This window comes from Actinocorallia herbida, assembly GCF_003751225.1.
In the GTDB taxonomy this organism is placed as follows: domain Bacteria; phylum Actinomycetota; class Actinomycetes; order Streptosporangiales; family Streptosporangiaceae; genus Actinocorallia; species Actinocorallia herbida.
Genome location: NZ_RJKE01000001.1, coordinates 1,782,985 through 1,806,260, shown reverse-complemented (window position 1 = coordinate 1,806,260; position 23,276 = coordinate 1,782,985). Strand labels below are relative to the sequence as shown.

The 23,276-nt window shown below is 72.1% G+C and carries 20 protein-coding genes and 1 pseudogene; 8 read left to right on the top strand and 13 right to left on the bottom strand.

What is annotated here, in order from left to right; genetic code table 11:
- Nucleotides 1–2: 2 nt before the first annotated feature.
- Together EDD29_RS08550 and EDD29_RS45320 are read right to left on the bottom strand one after the other, a co-directional pair.
- A complete protein-coding gene (locus tag EDD29_RS08550) occupies nt 3–404 on the bottom strand; it encodes an MscL family protein (RefSeq protein WP_123663868.1) in 402 nt (133 codons plus the stop codon).
- Nucleotides 405–484: 80 nt separating this feature from the next.
- Nucleotides 485–649, bottom strand: a complete 165-nt coding sequence (locus EDD29_RS45320; RefSeq protein ID WP_170201320.1) for a hypothetical protein — start codon at nt 647–649, stop codon at nt 485–487.
- A 296-nt stretch (nt 650–945) separates the two neighbouring features.
- On the opposite strand from EDD29_RS45320, the gene EDD29_RS08545 reads away from it, so the two are divergent.
- The 5 genes from EDD29_RS08545 to EDD29_RS08525 all read left to right on the top strand — a co-directional run bounded on the left by EDD29_RS08545 (nt 946) and on the right by EDD29_RS08525 (nt 5,952).
- Nucleotides 946–1,974: a LacI family DNA-binding transcriptional regulator gene (locus EDD29_RS08545; RefSeq protein WP_123663867.1), complete on the top strand. Its 1,029-nt coding sequence runs from the start codon at nt 946–948 to the stop codon at nt 1,972–1,974.
- Nucleotides 1,975–2,094: 120 nt separating this feature from the next.
- Nucleotides 2,095–3,204 (top strand): alcohol dehydrogenase catalytic domain-containing protein, encoded by a 1,110-nt coding sequence (locus tag EDD29_RS08540; RefSeq protein WP_123663866.1) that lies wholly within the window; start codon nt 2,095–2,097, stop codon nt 3,202–3,204.
- A gap of 131 nt (nt 3,205–3,335) precedes the next feature.
- The gene (locus EDD29_RS08535; RefSeq protein ID WP_123663865.1) at nt 3,336–4,742 is read left to right on the top strand and encodes an aldehyde dehydrogenase family protein; all 1,407 of its coding nucleotides are present in this window, start codon (nt 3,336–3,338) and stop codon (nt 4,740–4,742) included.
- Between the two features lie 50 nt (nt 4,743–4,792).
- Nucleotides 4,793–5,479 (top strand): hypothetical protein, encoded by a 687-nt coding sequence (locus EDD29_RS08530; protein WP_246052616.1) that lies wholly within the window; start codon nt 4,793–4,795, stop codon nt 5,477–5,479.
- A 92-nt stretch (nt 5,480–5,571) separates the two neighbouring features.
- Entirely contained in the window at nt 5,572–5,952 is a 381-nt protein-coding gene (locus EDD29_RS08525; protein ID WP_123663863.1) for a VOC family protein, read from the top strand.
- Here EDD29_RS08525 and EDD29_RS08520 read toward each other — a convergent pair.
- Nucleotides 5,934–6,815: an LLM class flavin-dependent oxidoreductase gene (locus EDD29_RS08520; RefSeq protein WP_123663862.1), complete on the bottom strand. Its 882-nt coding sequence runs from the start codon at nt 6,813–6,815 to the stop codon at nt 5,934–5,936. The genes EDD29_RS08525 and EDD29_RS08520 overlap by 19 nt on opposite strands.
- Before the next feature lie 164 nt (nt 6,816–6,979).
- On the opposite strand from EDD29_RS08520, the gene EDD29_RS08515 reads away from it, so the two are divergent.
- On the top strand, nt 6,980–7,774 hold the full coding sequence (locus EDD29_RS08515) for a class II aldolase/adducin family protein (RefSeq protein WP_123663861.1): 795 nt from the start codon (nt 6,980–6,982) through the stop codon (nt 7,772–7,774).
- 258 nt (nt 7,775–8,032) lie between these two features.
- Here EDD29_RS08515 and EDD29_RS08510 read toward each other — a convergent pair whose 3' ends face one another.
- The 8 genes from EDD29_RS08510 to EDD29_RS08475 all read right to left on the bottom strand — a co-directional run bounded on the left by EDD29_RS08510 (nt 8,033) and on the right by EDD29_RS08475 (nt 17,476).
- Nucleotides 8,033–9,244 carry an ROK family transcriptional regulator gene (locus EDD29_RS08510; RefSeq protein ID WP_123663860.1) on the bottom strand — a complete coding sequence of 404 codons (1,212 nt, stop codon included), beginning with the start codon at nt 9,242–9,244 and terminating at the stop codon, nt 8,033–8,035.
- A gap of 35 nt (nt 9,245–9,279) precedes the next feature.
- Complete coding sequence (locus EDD29_RS08505) at nt 9,280–10,524, bottom strand: sugar ABC transporter permease (RefSeq protein WP_123663859.1); 1,245 nt, start codon at nt 10,522–10,524, stop codon at nt 9,280–9,282.
- Entirely contained in the window at nt 10,521–11,321 is an 801-nt protein-coding gene (locus EDD29_RS08500) for an ATP-binding cassette domain-containing protein (protein WP_123663858.1), read from the bottom strand. The genes EDD29_RS08505 and EDD29_RS08500 overlap by 4 nt, the downstream gene beginning before the upstream one ends.
- 64 nt (nt 11,322–11,385) lie before the next feature.
- Nucleotides 11,386–12,483, bottom strand: a complete 1,098-nt coding sequence (locus EDD29_RS08495; RefSeq protein WP_123663857.1) for a sugar ABC transporter substrate-binding protein — start codon at nt 12,481–12,483, stop codon at nt 11,386–11,388.
- Between the two features lie 397 nt (nt 12,484–12,880).
- Nucleotides 12,881–14,239: a GH1 family beta-glucosidase gene (locus EDD29_RS08490; protein ID WP_123663856.1), complete on the bottom strand. Its 1,359-nt coding sequence runs from the start codon at nt 14,237–14,239 to the stop codon at nt 12,881–12,883.
- A gap of 37 nt (nt 14,240–14,276) precedes the next feature.
- On the bottom strand, nt 14,277–15,116 hold the full coding sequence (locus tag EDD29_RS08485; protein ID WP_123663855.1) for a carbohydrate ABC transporter permease: 840 nt from the start codon (nt 15,114–15,116) through the stop codon (nt 14,277–14,279).
- Nucleotides 15,109–16,095: a carbohydrate ABC transporter permease gene (locus EDD29_RS08480; RefSeq protein ID WP_123663854.1), complete on the bottom strand. Its 987-nt coding sequence runs from the start codon at nt 16,093–16,095 to the stop codon at nt 15,109–15,111. The genes EDD29_RS08485 and EDD29_RS08480 overlap by 8 nt, the downstream gene beginning before the upstream one ends.
- A 73-nt stretch (nt 16,096–16,168) precedes the next feature.
- Nucleotides 16,169–17,476, bottom strand: a complete 1,308-nt coding sequence (locus tag EDD29_RS08475; protein ID WP_123663853.1) for an ABC transporter substrate-binding protein — start codon at nt 17,474–17,476, stop codon at nt 16,169–16,171.
- A 170-nt stretch (nt 17,477–17,646) separates the two neighbouring features.
- On the opposite strand from EDD29_RS08475, the pseudogene EDD29_RS47980 reads away from it, so the two are divergent.
- Nucleotides 17,647–18,354 (top strand): annotated as a pseudogene (locus EDD29_RS47980) (ROK family transcriptional regulator); the annotation flags it as partial.
- Between the two features lie 61 nt (nt 18,355–18,415).
- A complete protein-coding gene (locus EDD29_RS47605; RefSeq protein ID WP_281280867.1) occupies nt 18,416–18,853 on the top strand; it encodes an ROK family protein in 438 nt (145 codons plus the stop codon).
- Nucleotides 18,854–18,877: 24 nt separating this feature from the next.
- On the opposite strand, the gene EDD29_RS08465 is transcribed toward EDD29_RS47605, so the two are convergent.
- On the bottom strand, nt 18,878–22,117 hold the full coding sequence (locus EDD29_RS08465; RefSeq protein WP_123663852.1) for a S41 family peptidase: 3,240 nt from the start codon (nt 22,115–22,117) through the stop codon (nt 18,878–18,880).
- 168 nt (nt 22,118–22,285) lie between these two features.
- Entirely contained in the window at nt 22,286–23,236 is a 951-nt protein-coding gene (locus EDD29_RS08460) for a GNAT family N-acetyltransferase (protein WP_123663851.1), read from the bottom strand.
- Between the last annotated feature and the right edge of the window lie 40 nt (nt 23,237–23,276).

The window sequence follows — 23,276 nt, the reverse complement described above, 5'->3', positions numbered from 1 at the left end:
GGTCAGGCGACGGGCTGGAGCTCCGAGGTGCAGAACTTGCAGCGGCTCGCCTTGACCGGCACGGCGCTCAGGCAGGACGGGCAGTCCCGCTCGGTCGCCGCCTCCTTGCGGTCCAGGAACACCAGCAGCTTCGCCATCGGCGCGACGAGCACGAAGTAGATGACGGTCGCGGTGATCGCGAAGGTGATCGCCACGGACAGGAAGGTGCCGTAGGGGAACTTCGTGTCCCCGATCGTGAACACGAGGAAGTCGAGGTTCGGGTTCCCGCCCACCAGCGCCAGCAGCGGATCGATGAACGACTTCACGAACTGGGTCACCAGCCCGCTGAACTGCGCGCCCACGACCACCGCGACCGCGAGCTGCACCAGGTTCCCCCGCAGCAGGAACTTCTTCAAACCCTCCACAGCGCTCTCCCTCTCAGTGGCAAAGACAGAAGCGTAATGGAACGGTCTCGCTGCGGTGAACGGTTCCCCTGGCGGCGGGGTCAGCCGTCGGCGCCCTCGGTGTCGTGCGGACGGGCCGGAGACGGCCTGGGGACCAGGTGGACCCAGCGGGCCGGGCGGGGCGGGGGCTGCGGCGTGTCGGCGGGGACCGGGCGCGGGCGGGGCTCGACGCCCTCGTCGGTGGTGGTCTCTTCGCTCTCGGCCATGCGGCACTCCCCCTTCGCAGCCACCCTGCCGGACGGGCACACGGCCCGGCAAGTGGATAAAAAGCGGCCGGCGGACGGCCTCCCCACCCCTGGGGGTCGTCCGCCGGCCCTCACGGAAGCGAGCCCCCATCCCCATGGGGTCTCGCTCCGGACGCCGCAACGAGGCGGCGAGCTGCGGATCCGCGCCGATCCTTCCTCCCCGGAGTCCCTCGCGGGTCTCGGTTCTGGATCGATTCAGACAAGTTCAGAGTAGCCCCGGTTGTGCCTGGATTCAACGCGGAATTACGATCTCGCGCATGGCACGCGTCACACTCAAGACGATCGCCGACGAGGTCGGCGTCTCGCGGACGACCGTGTCCAACGCGTTCTCCCGGCCGGACCAGCTCAACCCCGAGCTCCGGCGCAGGATCCTGGACACGGCGGAACGGATGGGCTACGCCGGACCCGACCCCGCCGCGCGCACCCTGCGCCTCGGCCGGGCCGGCGTCCTCGGCGTGGTGCTCACCGAGGAGATCTCCTACGCCTTCACCGACCCCTACGCGGTGGCGTTCCTGCGCGGCCTCGCGGAGGTCGCCGAGCCGTCCAGCACCAGCCTGCTGCTCATGACCTGGCCGAACGACGCCTCCGCCGAGTCGGCGGTCCGGGAGGCGATCGTCGACGGGTTCGTGGCGTTCTGCCTGAACGAGGGCCACCCCGCCCTGGAGGCGCTCCGCCAGCGCAGGCTCCCTTACGTCATCGCCGGGGAGCCCCGCCTCGAAGGGGTGCCCTTCGTCGGCATCGACGACCGGGCCGCGGGCCGGCGCGTCGCCGCCTACCTGCTCAGCCTGGGCCACCGGCGGCTCGGCGTGATCCACCACGGCCTCACCGATCCTGACCTCGACGCCGCGGGCACCTCCGGAGCCGTCGCCGCGCGCCTCGCCGGGTTCCGCGAGGCGGTCACCGAGTACGGGCTCGACTGGTCCGACGTCGCGGTGGTCCGGACCGTCCACTCCCGGGAGGGCGGCCACGCCGCCGCCGGCGAGCTCCTGGCCCTCGACCCGCGCCCCACCGCGATCCTCACGACCACCGACCTGATGGCGCTCGGCGCCCTCCGCGCCGCCGCCGACGCGGGCCTCGCCGTCCCCGCCGACCTGTCCGTCACCGGCTTCGACGACATCACCGGCGCCGAAGAGGCGGGCCTCACCACGATCCGCCAGCCCAAGACCGAGAAGGGCCGGGCCGTCGGCCGCCTCCTCCTGGACCCCCCGGAAGGCGAGCCCCGGGCCGTCCTCATGGGCCACGAGCTCATGATCCGCACCTCCTGCTCCCTCCCTCCGGACGACTAGCGGCACAGCCCGCGGGGGCAGGGCCTGTGCGCGGGCACAGCCGGCCGGGCGGGGATCGTGGCGTACGCTCCGGGCCGGACAGGCTATGAGCAGGAGATCTGCGCAGGAGATGAGGCGGACATGACGGTCATCACGGGTGCGGTGCTGGAGACGATCGGGGCGGCTCGGCCGTATGGGGTGTCGCGGCCCATCCGGGTGACGGAGGTGCGGCTGGATCCGCCGGGGGCCGGTGAGGTGCTCGTCAGGATCGAGGCGGCGGGGGTGTGCCATTCGGATCTCTCGGTGGTGAACGGGCACCGGGTGCGGCCGGTGCCGATGCTGCTGGGGCACGAGTCGGCGGGACGGGTCGAGGCACTCGGGGAGGGCGTCTCCGACCTCGCGGTCGGGCAGCGGGTGGTGATGGCGTTCCTGCCGCGCTGCGGCGAGTGCCGGGCGTGCCGGACCGACGGGCGGATGCCGTGCGCGCCGGGGTCGGCCGCCAACGGCGCGGGGACCCTGCTCGGCGGGGGGCGGCGGCTGTCGCGCGACGGCGCCGAGGTGCACCACCACCTGGGCGTCTCCGGCTTCGCCACGCACGCGGTGGTGGACCGCAGGTCGCTCGTCCCGGTCGAGGACGACGTGCCCCCGGACGTCGCGGCGGTGCTGGGCTGCGCGGTGCTCACGGGCGGCGGGGCGCTGCTCAACGCGGCGAGGCCCGGCCCGGAGGACACGGTCGCGGTGGTCGGCCTCGGCGGCGTCGGCATGGCCGCGCTGCTCACCGCCCGCGCGCTGGGCGTGGCCCGGGTCATCGGCGTCGACGCGGTCCCCGCGAAGCTGGCGCGTGCCACCGAGCTGGGCGCGGACGCCGTCCACACCCCCGAGGAGGTCCTCGCCTCCGGCGTCCGCCCGGACATCGTCGTCGAGGCCGCCGGGCACCCCGCGGCGTTCGAGACCGCCGTCAAGATCACCGCCCCGGGCGGCACCACGGTCACCGTCGGCCTGCCCGCCCCCGGCGCGACCTCCGCCATCGAGCCCCTGATCCTGACGGCCGAGGCCCGCACGATCATCGGCTCCTACCTCGGCTCCGCGGTCCCGTCCCGCGACATCCCGATCTACGCCGCCCTGTGGCGCGAAGGCAGGCTCCCCGTGGAAGAACTCATCTCCTCCCGCATCCGCCTGTCCGAGATCAACGAGGCGATGGACACCCTCGCCGACGGCCTCGCCGTCCGCCAGATCATCATGTTCGACTGACCAAGGAACCGGGCGTGCAGGCAGGAAAGCTAGCACGCCCGGCAAATCACACACCCGCCCGGGGTGCCCCCGCACAGTCCCGGTGGGCCAGAATGGGCGCTGTAACAGAATCTGATTCGGTGGAGCGCTCTATGAGTCAGTACGGCATGACCATCGGTGGCACGAGCGTGAAGGGCGAGGGATCCTTCGACGTCGTCAACCCCGCGACCGGGCAGGTGCACGCGCAGGCGCCCGACGCCTCGCCCGAGCAGCTCGACGCGGCCTTCGACGCGGCACGCGAGGCCTACAAGGGCTGGAAGGACGACCTGGCGGCCCGGCGCGCCGCGCTGCACGCCGCGGGCGACCTGCTCATGGCCAAGGCGCAGGAGCTCGCTCCGGTCCTGACGGCCGAGCAGGGCAAGCCGCTCGGCGAGGCCGCGGGCGAGGTGTTCGCCTCGGGCTACTGGCTGAAGCACCACGCCGACCTGGAGATCCCGCACGACGTCATCCGCGACGACGCGACCGCCTACGTGGAGGTCGTGCGGCGTCCGATGGGCGTCGTCGCGGCCATCACGCCGTGGAACTTCCCGCTGCTCCTCGCCTGCTGGAAGATCGCCCCCGCGCTGCTCGCGGGCAACACGATGGTGCTGAAGCCGTCGCCGTTCACCCCGATCACCACGCTGGCCGTCGGCGAGCTGCTCCAGGGCGTGCTGCCCGCGGGCGTGCTCAACGTGGTGAGCGGGCGCGACCCGCTCGGCGCGCTCATGACCGCGCACCCGGTCCCGCGCAAGGTGAGCTTCACCGGCAGCGTCGCCACGGGCAAGCGGGTCGCCGCCGCGGCGGCGTCCGACCTCAAGCGGGTCACCCTGGAACTGGGCGGCAACGACCCGGCGATCGTGCTGCCCGACGCCGACCCCTCGGTCGTCGCGCCGAAGCTGTTCGACCACGCCTTCATGAACAACGGCCAGATCTGCTCGGCGATCAAGCGCGTCTACGTGCCCGACAACCTGCACGACGACATCGTGGAGGCGCTCGCGGCGCTGGCGCGCGAGGCCAAGGTCGGCGACGGCACCGCCGAGGGCGTCCGGCTCGGCCCGCTGAACAACGCCCCGCAGCGCGAGCGGGTCGCCGAGCTCGTCGCCGACGCCCTGTCCCACGGCGCGACCGCGGTGGCGGGCGGCAAGGCCGTCGACGGGCCGGGCTACTTCCACGAGCCGACCATCATCGCGGGCGCGACCGACGGGTTCGCACTGGTCGACGAGGAGCAGTTCGGCCCGGCGCTGCCCGTCGTGCGCTACTCGTCGGTCGAGGAGGCCGTCGAGCGCGCCAATGGGACCCATTTCGGTCTCGGTGGCTCCGTTTGGAGCGCCGACGAGGACCGCGCCTACGAGGTCGCCTCGGGCCTCGAATGCGGCACCGCGTGGGTGAACACGCACCTCGCGCTGCACCCGGGCCAGCCGTTCGGCGGCTTCGGCTGGAGCGGCGTCGGCACCGAGAACGGCCCGTGGGGGCTGGAAGGCTTCACCGAGGTGCAAGTCCGACACCGCGCCAAGGGGTAAATTCATCCATCATGTGGGACGTACTGCGACAGGACGACAACGGAAATCAGGTGCGTGTCGCCAGACACCAGACCAGGGTGTCGGCACTCGCCCAGGTGCTGACGTTCGAAAGCGGGGTTCCACACAAGCAGATGTACTGGGTCGACGGACCGGACGAGCCGCAGCTCGCCACCAACCGCGACCTGTACCTGCACCTGCTGCGCATCGGCCGGGACGCCCGTGCGGCGTCCTGGTCGCTGTCGGCGCTGCTGCGCTCGCTGTGGAAGGTCGGCTCGTCGCTGCGCCACGAACACGGGCTGGAGGCCGACCAGGTCGGCGCGCTGTTCACCGCGGCGGCCGGCTCGCCGCCTCCCCCGTTCGACCCGGCCTGGTCGGCGAAGGACCTCTCGCTCGCGGGCGACCCGTTCACCCAGAGCGACTGGGAGAAGGTGCTGCTGTCCCAGATCGCCGATCTCGAGGACTTCGTCACCACGCCCGCGCGGCACGTCGACGGGGTGGCGCCCGCCCCCCGTCCGGAGGGCTCGGGGCCGCGCGCGACCCCGGCGCGCTGGCGCAACTTCGACCCGGCCGCCTACCTGGAGTGCGCGGTCGCCGGGACGTTCGGCGGCTGGGACGTCGCCGACGGCTCCCGGGTGCCGCGCGACGGCGGCCCGTCGGCGTCGCCGGAGCGCGAACTCGGTGAGGTCCCGTGGCTGGAGCTCAGCCGCCTGCTCGTCTGCGGGCAGCTCTTCGCCTAACCGTTCCGGGGTGAATCATTCCCCCGACTCCTCCGGCGCGTTGACCCGGTTTGGCTTACCCTGCGGGGAAACCGAGGCGGAGGTGCGCAGCGTTGAGCAAGCCGTCCATCTATCCCGTCGTGCCTTACCGGGACGTCGCCGGGGCGATCGCGTTCCTGTGCGAGGCGCTCGGCTTCGCCCCGCATCTCGTGGTCAAGGACCCCGCGGGACGGGTGCAGCACGCCGAACTCGCCCTCGACGACGGGGCGGGCGGCCTCGTCATGCCGATCGAGTCGGCCGATCCGGCGCCGATGTGGCTGATCGTCAGGGTCGCCGACCTCGACGGCCACCACGCCCGCGCGGTGGCCGCGGGCGCGCGGGTGCTGCACGAGCCGCGGGCGACGGGCTACGGCGGCCGCGACTACACGGTCGTGGACCCCGCGGGGCACCACTGGACCGTCAGCACCTACGACCCCTACGCCCCGGTGTCCTGAGCCCCGCGTTCCGCTACGTAAGCGGCGATCTCCTCGAACACCCCCGGGTCGGACTCCCACGGAGTGCCCGGCCGCGGCCAGTGCAGCGCGACATCGGTGATCCCGGCATCGGCGTAGCCCTCGTACAGCTCGGTGAAGTCGGCGAGCGAACGGGTCCACGGGTCGCCGGTGAAGCCGGTGAGCAGCAGCCGCCGCAGCGACTTGAAGTCGCGGCCCTCGGCCTCGCACGTCTCGGCGAGCCAGGCCATCCGGGCGCGGACCGTCTCCAGCGCGGGCCCGTCGGGGCTCTGCGGGTTGGCGATCCAGCCCTGCCCGTGCCGGACCGCGAGGCGCAGGCCGCGCGGCCCCTCCCCCGCGATGTAGAACGGCGGGCGCGGCCGCTGGACCAGCCCCGGCGCGACGGTGACGTCCCGGGCCGCCCAGTGCTCGCCGCGCACGGTGACGGGCGCCTCGGTCAGCAGCGCGTCGAGCTGCCCGACCCACTCGGCGTACCTGTCGGCGCGCTCACGGGGGCTCCGCTCGGCGTCCAGCACGTCCCCGTCGGAGGTGTGGGCGGTGCCGCCCGCGCCGACGCCGAGGGTGATCCGCCCGTTGCTGATCCGGTCGAGCGTCTTCACGGCGTGCGCGGTGGGCAGCGGGTGCCGGAAGTTCGGCGAGGTCACCAGGGTGCCGAGCCGGATCTTCGAGGTGACCGCCGCGGCGGCCGCCAGCGACGTGTACGCCTCGTCCCACGGGCTGTGCCCGCGCCAGGCCAGATGATCGTAAAGCCACCCGGTGTGGAACCCGAGCTCCTCGGCCCGCCGCCACACCGCACCCATCTCCGGCCACGTCTCGATCGGCCAGAGCACCACCCCGACGTTCATCGGTCCATCATCGCAGACCCAGATTCAGAAAAAGTTTCGGATTCGGTGGGAGATCAAGGGATTGTCCCTTGTCGGAGGATGCGGTGCGTCGGACAATGGATGTCCGGCCTGCGGACCCCGGCCCGCGGGCGGCCCGCCACCCCAGCAGACGAAGGAGTCCGGTGATGTCGCAAGAGGAAGACTTCCTCAACAAGCTGGCCACGGACCTGATCTACCGGTTCCCGCCGAGCTTCCCGACCCTCGAGGAGGAGCGGCGGCACCGCAAGGAGCGGCTCGCGGTGGCGCTGCGGACCTTCGGCAGGTTCGGCTTCGAGGAGGGCGTCGCCGGGCACATCACCGCCCGCGACCCCGAGCACACCGACCACTTCTGGGTGAACCCGTTCGGGATGTCCTTCAAGCACATCCGGGTCAGCGACCTCATCCTGGTCAACCACCAGGGCCAGGTCGTCGAGGGGCGCTACCCCGTCAACGAGGCGGCGTTCGCCATCCACTCCCAGGTCCACCAGGCCAGGCCCGACGTCGTCGCCGCCGCGCACAGCCACTCCACCCACGGCCGGGCGCTGTCGGCCCTCGGCCGCAAGCTGGAGCCGATCACCCAGGACGCGTGCGCCTTCTACCAGGACCACGGCCTGTTCGACGACTACACCGGCGTCGTCACCGACCTGGAGGAGGGCAAGCGGATCGCCGCCGCCCTCGGCGACACCAAGGCCGTCATCCTGCGCAACCACGGGCTGCTCACCGTCGGCGACACCGTCGACGCCGCCGCCTGGTGGTTCGTCACCATGGAGCGCTCGGCCCAGGTCCAGCTCCTCGCCGAAGCCGCGGGCACCCCCGTGCCCATCGAGCACGAGAACGCCGTGCTCACCCAGGGCCAGCTCGGCAACGACCTGGTCGCCTGGGTGAACTACCAGCCGATCGCCGACCACACCATCCGCGAGAACCCCGACGTGTTCGAGTAGCGCTGTGTTTGCTGGCCCGACCTCCGGCCCTAGGGGGCCTGCGGTCGGGCTGGTGATCGGGCGCTTTCGCGCCCTGGGCCGCCCCTTCGGCCCTTGGGGGCCTACGGGGCGGCCCAGGGGCGCCCGATCACGTGCGCAGCCGCGCCTGGCGGCGCTCCCTGGAAGACCGTCGGTGGGCTCACCTCGCGTGGGCGGCCGCGCTGGCGGCGCTCCCTGGAGAACCTCGGCGGGCTCCATCATTCCGCGTGGCGGGCTCGGTCAGTCCGCGTTGCGGACCCGGGCGAGGGTTTCGAGGGGGTCGGTGAGGACGTCGCTGAAGGCGAGTTCCGCGGCGCCCATCAGGGTGGCCTCCTCGCCGAGCGAGGAGGTGCGCAGGCGGACGGACTCGCGGGCGGCCGTCAGGCCGTCGATGGCGAGGCGGCTGCGGACCTGTGCCGCGGAGCCCATGTAGATCTCGCGCATGACCCCGCCGAAGATCACCATCGACGGGTTGAAGATGTTGATGAGGTTGGCGACGCCGTAGCCGAGCCAGTCGCCCACTTGGTGCAGCGCGCTCCGCGCGGTGGCGTCGCCGCGGTCGGCGGCGTCCACGATCTGCTCCACCGCGCGGCGGCCCGAGGCGCCCTCGCCCGAGCGTCCGGCGAGCGCGATGAGCGCCAGCTCGCCCGCCTCGGACTCCAGGCAGCCGCGCGACCCGCAGCCGCAGGGCCGGCCGCCGGGATTGACGACCATGTGGCCGATCTCGCCGCCGTAGCCGCCCTCGCCGCCGAGCAGTCGGCCGCCGACGATGACGCCGCCGCCGATCCCGACGTCGCCGTGCAGGTAGATGATGTCGTCGAGGCCCGCGCCCGCGCCCCTGGCGCGTTCCGCCAGCGCGGCGAGGTTCGCGTCGTTGCCGACGGAGACGCGCAGGCCCAGCGCCATCCGCCGGGTCAGCTCGGTGCCGAGCGGCACGTCGACCCAGCCGATGTTCGGGCCGTGCCGGACCACGCCGTCCTCCTGCCGGACGATGCCGGAGAAGGCGACGCCGACGCCGACGCACAGCGCGCCGGCCTCGGTGCCGCGCACGAGGCGCCGCCCGACCGCCGCGAGCGCGGAGATGAGGTCGTCGGCGTTGTGGGTGCCGCCGGGCCTCGCCACATCGGCACGGTCCAGAACCGTGCCGCCGAGCCCGACCCGGGCGACGACGAGCCGGTCCGCGCCTACGTCCAGGGCGAGGACGTAGACGCGGTCGGACTCCGGCCGGACGACCAGCGACGGCCGTCCGGCCTTGCGCACCGTCTTCGGCAGTTCCTCGGTCACCAGGCCGGCGGCGGTGAGATCCGAGGTCAGCGCCATGATGGTGCTGCGGTTGAGGCCCATCCGCTCGGCCAGCGCCGCACGCGACGCCGGGCCGGACAGATGGACGTGCCTGAGCAGAGTTCCCAGATTGTGCCGGCGGATCTCCTCGGGTGAGGGCGCGGCTCGCATGGGTGGGGGTCCTTACCGGGAGGGGCGGAGGCTGGTCACGTGCTCAGGGAACGCCGTCTGGACAGGGCGTCGACGCCCGCCGCCAGCAGCAGCACCAATCCTGTCACGATGAACTTCGTTCCCGCGCTGTACCCCATGAGGCCCATGCCGTTGTCGATGACCGCGATGACCATGCCACCGAGGATCGCGTCCATCATCCGGCCCCGGCCGCCGAAGAGGCTGGTGCCGCCGATGACCGCCGCGCCGACCGCCTTCAGCAGCACGTCGCTGCCGCCGGTGTTCGGGTCGACGGAGTTGGCGCGCGACGCGGCGATGATGCCGCCGATCGCGGCCATCGCCGAGCACAGCACGAACGCGGTGACCCGGATCCGGTCGACGTTGATGCCCGCGCGGCGGGCCGCCTCCTGGTTGCCGCCGACCGCGTAGATGTGCCGGCCGAAGGACGTCCGGTTCAGCACGAAGGTGAACACGACGAGCAGGATCAGGATGAGCGGCACGACGATCGGCATGCCCTTGAGCGACGCGAACGCCGGGTTCCGGCTGCGCTCCAGGCTGAGCAGGTAGACGCCGATGCCGCAGACGACGGCGAGGCCGCCGACCTTGAACAGCACGGTCGTCAGGCTCTGCCCGACCAGCCCGCGCTTGCGGCGGGAGGAGTACTGCAGGAACTGGACGATGCCGAACCCGATGATGCCGATCGCGAAGATCACCCAGCCCAGGGTGATCGGCACGTTGTCGTTGGACACCGACAGGATCGTCTTGTCCTGGATGGAGATGTTGGTGCCGTTGTCCATGATCTTCAGCGCCACGCCCTGGAGGGCGAGGAACGCCGCGAGCGTCACGACGAACGACGGAATGCCGATCTTCACCACGATCGTGCCGAGCAGGGTGCCGATGAGGGCGCCGACGATGAGCGCGGCGCCGACCGAGGCGTACCAGGGCCAGCCGTGCTGGGTGAGGGTCACCGCGAGCACGGCGGCGCAGACGCCGCTGGTGAAGCCCGCCGACAGGTCGATCTCGCCGAGCAGCAGGACGAAGACCAGGCCCATGGCGATGACGATGCCCGCCGCGCCCTGCGTGAACAGGTTGGCGAGGTTGCCGGTGCTCATGAAGGTCGGCTGGGCCGCCCAGAAGAACACGCAGAGGGCGATGAGGGCGATGAGGGCGGGCAGCGCTCCCATGTCGCCGCCCTTGACCCGGCCGAAGTAGCCGCCGACCATCTCCTTCACCGGCGACCCGGTGCTCTCCTCGGCCGGCCGCTTGGTCGCGACGGCGCTCATGCCTTGGCTCCGTTCCCGTTGGCTTGCTGAATGCCCAGGTCGCCGCTGCGGCCGGCGGTGATGAGCTCGACCACCTGCGCGTGCGTGACGTCGCGGGTCTTCACCTGTGCGGCCATCCGGCCCAGGTACAGCGCGGCGATCCGGTCGGACACCGCGAAGACGTCGTTCATGTTGTGCGAGATGAGCACGACGGCCAGGCCCTTGTCGGCGAGGCGGCGCACGAGCTCCAGCACCTGCTGGGTCTGCGCGACGCCGAGGGCGGCGGTCGGCTCGTCCAGGATGACGACCTTGCTGTTCCACAGCACGGCCTTGGCGATGGCGACGGTCTGCCGCTGGCCGCCGGACAGGCTCGACACCTGCTGGCGGACCGACTTGACCGTCCGGACGGACAGGCCCGCGAGGGTCTCGGCGGCCAGTTCCTCCATCGCGTACTCGTCGAGGATGAGGCCGCGCTTCTTCTCGCGGCCGAGGAACATGTTCTGCACGATGTCGAGGTTGTCGGCCAGGGCGAGGTCCTGGTAGACGATCTCGACGCCCAGCGCCGCCGCGTCACGAGGGCTGCCGACGTGCACGGGACTGCCGTCGAAAAGGTACTCGCCGGAGTCGAACGGGTGGATGCCGCCGATGCACTTGACGAGGGTGGACTTGCCGGCGCCGTTGTCACCGACGAGCGCGGTGACCTCACCTGCGTGGACCTCGAAGTCGACGCCGTGCAGCACCTGGACGGGACCGAAACTCTTGTCGATCCCACGCAGTTCGATCACCGGGCCGTCGGCCGGGTTCTCAGACGCGGTCATGGGGGTCTCCTCAACTGAGCCCCGGCCGCCCTCGCGGGCGGCCGGGGTGAAGCCGGATCGGCTGCTACTGGATGCCCGCCTCGGTGCACGCCTTCGCGAAGTCACCGGTGCAGAGCTCTTCCTTGGTCACGAAGCCGTCCGTGACGACGTCCTTGACGTTGTCCTTGAAGATGGCCTGCGGCTCGAGCAGGACCGAGGGGACCTCGGCGCCGGTCTCGGAGTCCTTGGTGGTGCCGTTGGTGGTGCCCTTCTCGCCCTTGGCGAGCGAGATGGCGAGGGAGGCGGCCGCGTCGGCCTCCTTCTTGATGGCCTTGTAGACCGTCATGCACTGGTCGCCCGCGAGGATGTTCTGGAGACCCTGCACGGTGGCGTCCTGGCCGGTCACCGGGACCTGGCCGTTCAGCTTCTGCTTCTTGAGCACCGCGATGGCGGCGTTGCCCAGGCCGTCGTTGGCGGCGAGGACGCCGCCGATCTTCGGCTCGCTGGTCAGCATCTGCTCGAAGATGGTGCCGGCCTTGGTGTTGTCCCAGTCCGGGACCGACTGGTCCGGGCCCTTGGTGTAGTCACCGGAGTCGTACTTGGCCTGGAGGACGCCGTCGTAGCCGTTCTTGAACAGGGTGGCGTTGTTGTCGGTCGGCGAGCCGTTGAGCTCGGCGATGATCGGCTTCTCGGCCTTCTGGTCGGTGAGGCACTTGACGAGGCCCTCGCCCTGGAGCTTGCCCACGGCGGTGTTGTCGAAGGAGACGTAGTACTCCGCGCCGCCGCCGAGGGTGAGCCGGTCGTAGTCGATGACCGCGACGCCCTGGGTCTTGGCCTTCTCGATGACGGCCTTGCCGGTGCCGGAGTCCAGGTTGACGATCAGCAGCACGGTCGCGCCGTTGGTGATCATCTGGTCGGCGATGGTCTGGAACGCGGACTTGTCACCCTGGGCGTTCTGGATGTCCGACTCGACCCCGGCGGCGTCGAACGCCTCCTTGAGGTACTTGCGGTCCGCGCCCTCCCAGCGGGCGGAGGACTTGCTGTCGGGCAGGATGACGCCGATCTTGCCGACGGCCTTGTCGGCGCTGGGCGCCGCGGTGTCGGCGGCGTCGTCGCCGCACGCCGCGACGGTGCTGCCGAGCAGGGCCAGGGTGGCGGTCAGCGTGAGGATCCCCTTGCGCATGATGCGTGGGTCCTTTCGAGGGGGAAGGCGCCGGAGAGGGCCGGGCCTGGGGGATATGGGGTGGGTTCAGCGCTGAACCAGGCTTAGGTCCGGATCGCGAACTTTCGACCTGGTTTGAATGTTGTTTGCTGCAACTTAATCCACCGCAACGCTCCCGACAACCACCCGAACCCATGATTTTGTTGTCTGAGATAACAATCAGGAAACCCGCCCGTTACCTGCGAGGACATGGTCTAGACCAGAAAAATCCTCCCAAAAACGACGAAACCGCCGCCCCACAGAGGGACGACGGCCTGTCATCACCCGTACACATGACCTGGCACTCGGATCTCCGGCACGCCCGGCCGCGACCCCGGGGGTCGCGGCCGACGGATCCCGGCTCTTCCGGCGCCCGGTCTCAGCGGGAGGGCGATTGCGCGCGGGCGGCGCGGTGGGCGGCGATGAGGGCGGCGTAGCGGTGGCCGCTCGACTTGACGGTGCGGCGCTGGGTGTCGAAGTCGACGTGGATCAGGCCGAAGCGCTTGGCCAGGCCGTTGGCCCACTCGAAGTTGTCCAGGAGGGACCAGGCGAAGTAGCCGTCGACGGGCGCGCCCTGGGCGACGGCGGCGGCGACGGCCGCCAGATGGCCCTCCAGGTAGGCGGTGCGCTCGGGATCGTGCACCGAGCCGTCGGGCGCGACGGTGTCGGCATAGGCCGCGCCGTTCTCGGTGACGTAGATGCTGCGGGCCCCGTAGTCCTCGCTGCAGCGCAGGATGACGTCGGTGAGGCCGGGCGCGTGGACCTCCCAGCCCATCGCGGTCGTCTCCGCGCCCTCGACCGGGACCTGCCGGGCGAACGGGGCGGGGCCCTCGGGGTCGTCCTCGACGAACTGGCGGAAGTAGAAGTTCACGCCGTGGTAGTCGGCGGGCGCGCCGATGAGCTCGAGGTCGCCCTCGCGGACGGGCGGCTCCACCCCGTACACCTCGACCATGTCGGCCGGGTAGCCGCGACCGTTCGTCGGGTCGAGCCACCAGCGGTTCACGTGGCCGTCCATACGGTGCGCGGCGGCGACGTCCTCGGGCCGGTCGGTGGCGGGCGCGATCCCGCTCGGGTTGAGCACGAGGCCCACGCGCGCGGGCTTCGCGGCGTTCGCGCGCACGGCCTGCATGCCGAGGCCGTGCGCGAGCAGCAGGTGGTGCGAGGCGCGCACGGCACGGGTGAGGTCCCGCTCGCCGGGCGCGAACCTGCCCTCCAGGTGGCCGATCCACGCCGAGCACAGCGGCTCGTTGACCGTCGTCCAGTCCTGGACTCGGTCGCCCAGCCTGCGCGCGACCGCCTCGGCGAACTCCGCGAAGGCGTAGGCGGTGTCGCGTTCGGGCCATCCGCCCTTGTCCTGAAGCGCCGAAGGCAGGTCCCAGTGGTACAGGGTGACGAACGGCCTGATGCCCTCCGCCATGACCGCGTCCACCAGCCGGTCGTAGAAGTCCAGTCCCTTGGCGTTGACGGCGCCGCGCCCGGTCGGCACCACCCGCGGCCAGGCGACGGAGAACCGGTAGGCCTCCAGGCCCAGGTCCCGCATCAGCGCGACGTCCTGCGGCCAGCGCCGGTAGTGGTCGCAGACCACGTCGCCGGTGTCGCCGTCGTCGATCGCGCCGGGCACGCGGCAGAAGTCGTCCCAGATGGAGGGGCGCCGGCCGTCCACGTCGACGGCGCCCTCGATCTGGTAGGCGGCGGTGGCCGCGCCCCACAGGAAACCTTCGGGAAGGGGGGTGTTCAAGGCAGACCTCTCCTACGGAAGTGGCGTTGCACGCCTGTCACTTGACGGCGCCGGCGGTCAGGCCGGCCACCAGATAGCGCTGGAGCAGCAGGAATCCGGCGACGACGGGCACCGAGACGACGAGGGAGGCGGCCATCACCTGGTTCCAGTAGACGTCCACCTGCGTGGAGTACTCCTGGAGGCCGACGGCGAGCGTCCGGGTGTCGGAGTCGGTCATGACGGAGGCGAACAGCACCTCGCCCCACGCCGTCATGAAGGCGTAGATGGCGACGGCGACGATGCCGGGCGTCGAGGCCGGGACGACGATCCGCAGCAGCGCGCCGAGCGGGCCGCAGCCGTCCACCTTCGCCGCCTCGTCGAGCTCCTTCGGGATCGAGGCGAAGTACCCGGCCAGCATCCAGATGGCGAAGGGCAGCGAGAAGGTGAGGTAGGTGATGACGAGGCCGAGCCGCGAGCCGTAGAGCACGACGCCCGTGCTGTTGCCGATGTTGACGAAGATGAGGAACAGCGGCAGCAGGAAAAGGATGCCGGGGAACATCTGGGTCGACAGGACCGTGACCGAGAACAGGTTCCGGCCGCGGAACTCGAACCTGCTGACGGCGTAGGCGGCGAAGATCGCGATGGTGACCGACAGCACCGTCGCGGCGCCGGACACGATGAGGCTGTTCACGAAGTAGTCGGCGAGCGGGATCGTCGACCAGATCTCGACGAACGGCTCCACCGTGAGGCGGGTCGGGATCCAGTGCCAGTCGCCCTGCACGTCGCGCAGCGGCTTCAGCGCCGAGGCGAGCATCGCGTACAGCGGCAGCAGGGTGAACAGCGCGAGGAACCCGAGGACGAGACGGCGGGCCCAGGAGACCCAGCGGGGCTCAGACAACCGTCCTCCTCCGGGACGACACCGCGAGGTACCCCGCGGTGACCAGCAGCAGGAACAGCAGCAGCAGCACCGACATCGCCGAGCCGAGGCCGAAGTTCCAGGTCTTGAACGAGCTCTGGTAGATGTGCAGCGAGATCAGCGACGCCTCCTTGGGCGGCGACTCCCCGAACAGCACGTACGGGGTGTTGAAGTCGTTGAAGGTCCACAGGAACAGCACGAGGAACAGCACCTGGTTCACCGGCCGCAGCATCGGCTGGGTGACCGACCGGAACTGGCGCCACCAGCCCGCGCCGTCGATCGCGGCCGCCTCGTACAGGTCGCGCGGGATGTTCTGCAGCCCGGCCATGATGATGAGGAACGCGAAGGGCCAGTTCCGCCAGACCGACACCACGACCAGCGCCCAGAAGCTGTTGTCGCCGATGAGCCAGAAGGGCGCGTCCCCGCCGGTGCCGACGAGGCCGAGGGTGTCGCCGAGGACGCTGTTCACCATGCCGGTGTCGCGCTGGAACATGAACGCCCAGGTGATGACCGCGGCGTACATCGGCAGCGCGTAGGGCACGAGGAACAGGGTCCGCAGCCAGCCCCTGCCGCGGAACTCCCGCTGCATGAGGACGGCGCCCGCGGTGCCGAGCAGCCAGGCCAGCGCGACGGAGGCGGCCGTGTACCGCACCGTCACCCAGAAGGAGGCCAGCAGGGCCCTGCCCGCCGCGGTGTCGAAGTCCAGGACGAACCGGTAGTTGTCCAGTCCGGCGCCGGGCGCGGCCGACCAGTCGCGGATGAAGAACTGGGTGAGTTTGAGGAAGCTCATCCCGACGCCGACGAGCATCGGCACGAGGTGGATGAGCAGTTCCAGCGCGACCGCGGGGAGCAGCAGCAGGTAGGGCAGGGGCACGCCGCGCAGGCGCCGCCGGAGGCGGGTGCGGGAGGGCGGGCCGGGGTCCGGCGCCACCTCGGGCGCGGGCTCGGTGAGTGTCGTCATCAGGGTCCTTTCCGGCGCGCGGTCCCGGCCCGGTCGGTACGGCCCGTGCTCGGGCCGGGACCGCTCCGGCCTGTCAGCTGCCCGCGGCCAGCTGCTCGTCGGCCTGGACGAGCCTGTCCTTGATCGATGCCGCGTCCACGGGGTCGCCCGCGGCGGCGTCGGCGAACATCTCCTTCATCGCGGTGCCGATGAGCGTCTCGAACTGCGACTCCTGCGGCACCTGCGGCATGGGCTCGGCGGTGGTGCTGAGCACGTCCTGGAAGACCTTGACGTCGGGGCCCTGGAAGGCGGGGTCGGCGTAGGCGTCGGTGACGACGGGCAGGGAGCCGTAAGCCTGGTTGAGCGCCACCTGGACCGGGGTGCTCGTCATGAACTTCGCGAACTCCAGCGCGCCCGCGCGGTTGTCGGTGTTGTCGAACACCGCGAGGTTGATCCCGGCGACGAAGCTGGTCACCTTGCGGCTGCCCGCGGGCGGGGCCGCCGGCAGCGGGATCGGCGCGACGCCGAGGTTCGCCATGTCCATCCCGGCGAGCTCGAAGGAGCCGGCCGAGGCCTGGTTCATGAACATCGCGGCCCTGCCGTCGGCGAGGTCCTTGAGCGACTTGGCCGTGTCGGTGTACTCGGCGTTGCCCGGGTCGACGATCTTGTGCTTCTGCATGAGGTCCAGGTACTGCTGGACGGCGTTCACCGCGGGGTCGGAGGCGAGCTGCGGGGTCCCGTCGGGCGCGAAGAAGGTCGCGCCGTGCTGGGCGCCGAGGATCGAGGCGTGATGGGCGTTCTCGGTGACCTGGCCGGCCTGGAGGGTCAGCCCCCACTGCCCGGCCTTGGTCAGCTTCTTGCCGTCCTCGATCAGCTCCTCCCACGTCGCGGGCGGACCGTCGATGCCCGCCTCGGCGAACATCTTCTTGTTGTAGTAGAGGCCGTAGGCCTGCCCGTAGAGCGGGATGGCGGCGGGCGGCTTCCCTTCCGCGCCGGTCGCGGCGAGGGACGGGCCGAGGAACCGCTGCCGGCCGCCCACTTCCTCGAGCACGGAGTCCTCGAAGGGCAGGAACGCGCCGGTGGCCTGGAGCGAGGCCGACCAGGTGTTGCCGATGTTGAGCACGTCGGGGCCCTCACCCGAGGTGGTGGCCGCGAGGATGCGGTTGAGCAGGTCGGGCCAGCCGACGACCTCGAGTTCGACCTCGATGCCGGTCTGCTGCTCGAACGCGTCGAGCTGGGGCTGGAGCACCTGCTTGTCGTGGTCGATGCTGGTGCCCTGGTTGGAGGCCCAGTAGACGAGCTTCTCGGACGCGGCGGCGTCGTCCTCGCCGCCGCCGCAACCGGCGGCGGTGGCGGCGATCAGCGTCAGGGCGACCGCGGACGCGAGCTTTCCGAAGCGCATGGGGATCCTTCGGGGGGTGGGGAAACGGGGGTGGAGCACGCCGCGCCACTTACGACACGACTTATTTCATGGCTTGATTTAACTCGCGATACACTGGGGCGTCAACAGTCCGGCATGCTTCCGCACCGCGAGTGCAGGAGGATCGACCGGTGACGCGAGAAGGGCGGACGATGGCCGAGCGCAAGCGGGGCACGGTGCGCGACCTGCGCCGGGACAACCGTGCGGTGCTGCTGCGGGCGCTGTACTTCGGCGAGCCGCGCAGCAGGCAGGAACTGAGCGCGGCCACCGGGCTCAGTCCGGCCTCGGTCAGCAACGTGATGCGCGACCTCATCGCCGAGGGCATCGTGGTGGAGGTCGGCTCGGTGGAGTCCGACGGCGGGCGGCCCCGGGTGCTGCTGCGCGTCGACCCGGGCCACGGGCACGTCATCGGCGTGGACGTCGGCGAGACACGTGTGCAGGTCGAGCTGTTCGACCTGGCGATGGCCGAGCGGGCCAAGGCCGACTACCCCCTCGATCACGGCCATGACGCCGACCGGGTGGTCGCCCGCGTCCTCGCGGGCATCGACGCCGTCCTCGCCGACGGAGGCGCCGACCCGTCCTCGGTCCTCGGCGTCGGCATCGGCGTGCCCGGCGTGGTGCGCCAGCGGCCCGAGGTCATCGTGGACGCGCAGACCTTCGGCTGGGCGTCGGTCCCGTTGGAGCGGCTGCTGCGGGCGGGCCTGCCCGGCGGCCCCGCGGGCACCGGCCTGCCCCTGCTCATCGACAACGGCGCCAACACCATGGGCCGCGCCGAGCTGTGGTTCGGCTCGGGCCGCGGCGCGCGCAACGCGGTCATCGGCCTCATCGGCTCGGGCGTCGGCGCCGCGGTCATCTCCGACGGCAACCCCGACAACGGCGCGGACGCCAGCGCCGGGGAATGGGGCCACACGCCCCATCATCGTGGACGGGCGGCGCTGCCGCTGCGGCAATGTCGGCTGCCTGGAGGCCTATGTCGGCGCCGAGGCGATGCTGGAACGCTACGCCGAGGCCGGCGGCGACCCGCTGCCCGCGGACCAGGAGACCGCCTTGGCCCACCTCGTCCTCGCCGCCTCCGCACCGGGCACGACCGCCGCCCGCGTCGTGGACGAGACGGTCCGGTACCTGGGCGCGAGCCTCGGCGGCCTCATCAACCTGCTCGCCCCCGAGCGCATCATCCTCGGCGGCTGGGCCGGCCTCCTGCTGGGCGACCGCTACCTCGGCGAGCTGCGCGAGGCCGCGGCCAGGCACAGCCTGCGCCACCTGTTCGCCAGCACCGCGATCGAGCTGTGCCGGCTGGGCCCGGACGCCGTCGCCCTGGGCGCCGCCACCCTCCCCCTGGAGCGCTTCCTGGACGGCTAGCCGTCCAGGAGGCCGCGGGGCGGGTCAGGGGCGGGTCGGGGGGCCCGCGGCGGGGGTGTCCTCCAGGGTGGCGAGGGCTCGGGCGATGGCGGTGTCGAGCTGGGGGTCGCGGCGGTTGACCCAGTCCTCGGGGGTCATGACGACTTCGAGGTCGGGGTCCACGCCGTGGTTCTCGAGATTCCAGCCGTGGTCGTCGAACCAGGTGGCGTACTTGGGGACCGTCACCGAGGTGCCGTCGGCCAGGCGGTGCCAGCCGTCGATGCCGATGACGCCGCCCCAGGTGCGGGTGCCGACGACCTCGCCGAGTCCGAGGGTCTTGATGGCCGCGGAGATGATGTCGCCGTCGGAGCCCGCCCGCTCGTCCACGACCGCGACGATGGGGCCGCGCGGGGCGTTCTCGGGGTAGGGGGACGCCTGCTTGCCGCGCGGGACGTCCCAGCCGATGATGCGCCGGGCCAGCTTCTCCACGACGAGCTGGGAGGTGTGGCCGCCGCGGTTGCCGCGCAGGTCCACCACGATGCCCTCGCGGGCCATCTCGACCCGCAGGTCGCGGTGCAGCTGGGCCCAGCCGAAGCCGACCATGTCCGGGATGTGCAGGTAGCCCAGGCGGCCTCCCGACGCCTCACGGACGTGCCTGCGGCGGTCGGTGACCCAGTCCTGGTAGCGCAGCCGCTCGTCGTCGCCCAGCGGCATCACCGCGACGCGGCGCGGGGCGCCCCCGTCGCGCGGGCCGATGGTCAGTTCGACCGGCGTGTCGGACATGCCCGCGAGCAGCGGGCCCGGACCCGTCACCGGGTCGACCGGACGGCCGTCGATCTCCAGCAGCACGTCGTCGGGGCGCACCACGATGCCGGGCGCGGCCAGCGGGGCGCGGGCGCGCGGGTCGGAGGACTCGCCCGGCAGGATCCGGGTGAACCGCCAGACGTCGCCGTCGCGGCGCAGGTCGGCGCCGAGCATGCCCAGCCAGTCGCCCTCGCTGCGGTACCGCGCGCGGGCCACGTAGGCGTGCGAGGTGCCGAGTTCGCCGAAGACCTCCCACAGCAGGTCGGCGAAGTCGTCGGGGGTGGCGACCCGCTCCAGCAGCGGCCGGTAGCGCTCCTGGACCTCGGCCCAGCCGAGCGCGCCGAGCGCGGCCTCGCTCCAGAACTCGTGCCGGACCAGCCGCCCCGCCTCGGCGAACGCCAGCGCCCAGCGCGCGGCGGGGTCGAACACCGTGCGCGCCTTGGCCAGGTCCACCTTGACCGCGTCGTCGTCGGACCCCGACGCCGACGGGACCACCCGCAGCCGCCCCCGGTCCCGGACGACGAGGCGCTCACCGTCCCCGCTGACGGTGTAGCCGTCGATCGGGTCGATGATCTCCTCGCACTTGCGGGTGCCCAGATCGAACCGCTCCAGGGTCGGCCGCAGCGGGGCCGCGTCCGGCTGCGGGCCGCTCTCGCCGAGGGAGCCCGACAGCGGCAGCTTCAGCCACACCACGCCGCCCTTGACGGCGCTCATCCCGTCGTACCGGGACGCCTCCACCGGGAACGGGACGACCCGGGACGACAGCCCTTCGAGGTCGACGTTCGCGTGGTTCTCGTCCTTGGCGTCGTCCTTGTCGTCGTCGGTCCCGTTCGGCGAGCGGCCCTCGACGGACGGGGCGAACGGCGACGGGGTCCCGGCGGCCAGCGGCACCAGGTAGGGACGGCAGCCGAACGGGAAGGACAGGTCGAACACGTGCTGGTCGTAGACCGGGTCGAAGCCCCGCCACGACAGGAACGCCAGGAACTTCCCGTCCTGGGTGAAGCACGGCGAGGTGTCCTCGAAACGGCCGTCGGTGACGTCCACGATCGTCCGGTCGCCGAGGCGGGCCAGCCGGACCCGGCGCAGCGGGTCGGCGGTCGGCTCCGACCAGGCGAGCCAAGCCGAGTCCGGTGAGAACACCGCGTCCTCGATCGGGCCCGCGGCCGAGACCGCGAGTTCCGTGGCCTCCCCCGACTCGATCTCGACGAGCATGAGGCGGCCGTCCCTGGTCGTCACCGCGACGGTCTTGCCGTCGGGCGCCGACACCAGTTCGGTGGCCCAGCCGAGGCGGCCCGCGGCGAGGCGGCGCGGGGTCGAGCCGGGCTCCAGACCGCCGAGCGGGGCGATCTCCAGGGCGTCGCCGGGCAGGTCGGTGCCCGCGTCGATGATCCAGGCCACGCCCGCGTCGTCGCCGAGGACGGTGGGGAGCCTTGCGCGGGCTCCGGGGTCGGCGGCCAGCGCGCGGGCCGGGCCGTCCCGGTGCGTCACCCAGTGGATGGTCCCGGCGACCTCCACGGCGCTCGCGCGGCCCGTGGCGTCGCAGGAGAAGCCGCCGAGGCTGTCCTCGCCGGTGATCTGGTAGGGCCGCCGGGCGGTGCCGGACCCGCCGAGGACGACCTCCAGCGGCCGGGCCTCGGCCGCCTCCAGGTCCTCCACGAGCCACAGGCGTCCCGCGCTGGAGTAGACGACCCGCTCGCCGTCGGTGGAGGCGTGCCTGGCGTAGAAGCCGTGCTGCTCGGCCGGGCCGTGGCGGCGCAGGTCGGCGCCGTCGAAGCCGCAGGAGTACAGCGCGCCGACGCCCTCGTGGTCGGACAGGAACGCCACCCGCTCGCCGACGATCATGACGCAGTCGAGATGGCCGCCCAGCTCGGCGAGGATCCGGCTGAAGTGCCGCTCGTCGAGGTGCAGCGGACCGTCGGCCTCGGTGCGGTACTCGGCGGGCTCCACCGCCGCGCCCGTCCACAGCCGCCCGGTGCCGCCGCCCCGGTAGCGCTTCCAGCGCGCGGGCTCGCTCGCCCCTCCGGTGATCAGCGCGGCCCGGTCCGACCGGTGCGCGCCGGCCAGGGCCAGGTCCTCGACGGGCCCGTAGGGCAGCCGGGCGGCCGTGCTGCCGTCCACGGGGACCGCGTAGGCCCAGGTGAAGTGCGAGAAGGGCTGGCCGGTGGAACTCGTGGCCAGGACCCTGCCGCCCGGCGTCCAGCCGCGCACGCGGGTGGTGGGCGATCCCCAGTAGGTGATCCGTTCCCCCACCCCGCCGTCGGTCGGCGCGAGATGGACCTCCGGGTCGCCGTCGCGCCAGCTCGTCCAGGCGATCTTGCCGCCGTCGGCGGACAGCCGGGGATGGCTGACCGGCGCCCGGTCGGCGCTCAGCCGCCAGGCACGGCCGCCGTCCAGGCCCGCGAGCCACACGTCGTCCTCGGCCACGAACGTCAGCAGGTCACCCCGCAGATGCGGATACCTCAGATACTCACCCGAAGTCACCCGTCCATCGTAGATCGCACGGGAGCCGGACCGTAACTCACCGGGTCCGGTGACGCGCTCTCGAAGAACCCGGCTCCGCCGGGGAGCCCGCCACCGGGCTGTACCCACCGGGTCCGGTGGAGGGCTCTTGGAGGGCCCGGCTTCGCCGGGGAGCCCGCCACCGGACCGTCACGGAAGGTCGGCGGCCTGCGCCAGGTACTCCCGGAACTCGCGCAGTGGCCGGTATCCCAGCGCCTCGTTGACGGCGAGCATGTGCGCGTTGTCGCCGGCGTTGTCGGTCTCGATCTCCACGACCTCGGGCCGCTCGTCGGCCAGCCACTCCAGCATGGCCGCCTTGACCCACAGGCCGATCCGGCGGCCCCGGTGCCCGGGCACCACCGCGGTGTCGTACTGGAAGGCCCGCACGGGCACGTCGCCCGGCACGACGACCTCGGTGAACCCGACGATCCGGGGGCCGTGCAGGGCCGCGACCGTGTACAGGTCGTCGCCGCGCTTGGCGACGTGGTCGGCGGTGTCCCTGACCACGTCGGCGGTCCAGGCGGAGTCGCCCTCGTCGTGGTCGGCCATGGCGCTCTTGGCCAGGGCGAACTGCACGGCGAGGTGGTCGGGCACGGTGCCCGTCCAGCGGATCAGCCGGTAGCCCTCGGGGTTCAGGGCGGCGTGCGCGGACACGTCGGTCTCGGCGGGGCGCAGGACGAGGCTGCGGGTGATGAGCAGGCAGCGGAAGCCGTGCCGCTCCAGGAAGGGCACCGCGGGGGTCCCGGCCAGCGCCTGGGCCAGCGCCGCCGAGCGGCCGTTCGCGCGGGCCGCCTCGGCGGCCAGGCGCAGCAGCCGGGTGCCCAGGCCGCGGCGGCGCAGCTCGGGCAGCACATGGACGTCGACCTCCGCGGCCCGCACCGCCGGATCACCCGGCAGCCAGACCGACGCCACCGCGCCGAACCCCTCGCGGTAGGGCACCGCCCACAGGCGCCGGGCGCCCCCGCCGAAGATCCGCCCTATGGTCTGGGTGGAGTCGGGGGCGGGGTCGCCCGGGAGGTCGTGCAGGTGCGCGGCCGACACCAGGGTGTGCCAGGCGTCGAGGTCGGCGTCCTCCGGTTCGACCAGCTCGCGGATGTCCATCTCCGGAGTTCTACCGGAATTCGGGGATGGATGCGCCCGC

Excerpts from the sequence above, each read along its gene's own strand:
- EDD29_RS45320 (WP_170201320.1), bottom strand. The coding sequence starts at position 649 with ATGGCCGAGAGCGAAGAGACCACCACCGACGAGGGCGTCGAGCCCCGC.
- EDD29_RS08545 (WP_123663867.1), top strand. The coding sequence starts at position 946 with ATGGCACGCGTCACACTCAAGACGATCGCCGACGAGGTCGGCGTCTCG.
- EDD29_RS08540 (WP_123663866.1), top strand. The coding sequence starts at position 2,095 with ATGACGGTCATCACGGGTGCGGTGCTGGAGACGATCGGGGCGGCTCGG.
- EDD29_RS08535 (WP_123663865.1), top strand. The coding sequence starts at position 3,336 with ATGAGTCAGTACGGCATGACCATCGGTGGCACGAGCGTGAAGGGCGAG.
- EDD29_RS08520 (WP_123663862.1), bottom strand. The coding sequence starts at position 6,815 with ATGAACGTCGGGGTGGTGCTCTGGCCGATCGAGACGTGGCCGGAGATG.
- EDD29_RS08515 (WP_123663861.1), top strand. The coding sequence starts at position 6,980 with ATGTCGCAAGAGGAAGACTTCCTCAACAAGCTGGCCACGGACCTGATC.
- EDD29_RS08510 (WP_123663860.1), bottom strand. The coding sequence starts at position 9,244 with ATGCGAGCCGCGCCCTCACCCGAGGAGATCCGCCGGCACAATCTGGGA.
- EDD29_RS08505 (WP_123663859.1), bottom strand. The coding sequence starts at position 10,524 with ATGAGCGCCGTCGCGACCAAGCGGCCGGCCGAGGAGAGCACCGGGTCG.
- EDD29_RS08500 (WP_123663858.1), bottom strand. The coding sequence starts at position 11,321 with ATGACCGCGTCTGAGAACCCGGCCGACGGCCCGGTGATCGAACTGCGT.
- EDD29_RS08495 (WP_123663857.1), bottom strand. The coding sequence starts at position 12,483 with ATGCGCAAGGGGATCCTCACGCTGACCGCCACCCTGGCCCTGCTCGGC.
- EDD29_RS08480 (WP_123663854.1), bottom strand. The coding sequence starts at position 16,095 with ATGACGACACTCACCGAGCCCGCGCCCGAGGTGGCGCCGGACCCCGGC.
- EDD29_RS08475 (WP_123663853.1), bottom strand. The coding sequence starts at position 17,476 with ATGCGCTTCGGAAAGCTCGCGTCCGCGGTCGCCCTGACGCTGATCGCC.
- EDD29_RS08460 (WP_123663851.1), bottom strand. The coding sequence starts at position 23,236 with ATGGACATCCGCGAGCTGGTCGAACCGGAGGACGCCGACCTCGACGCC.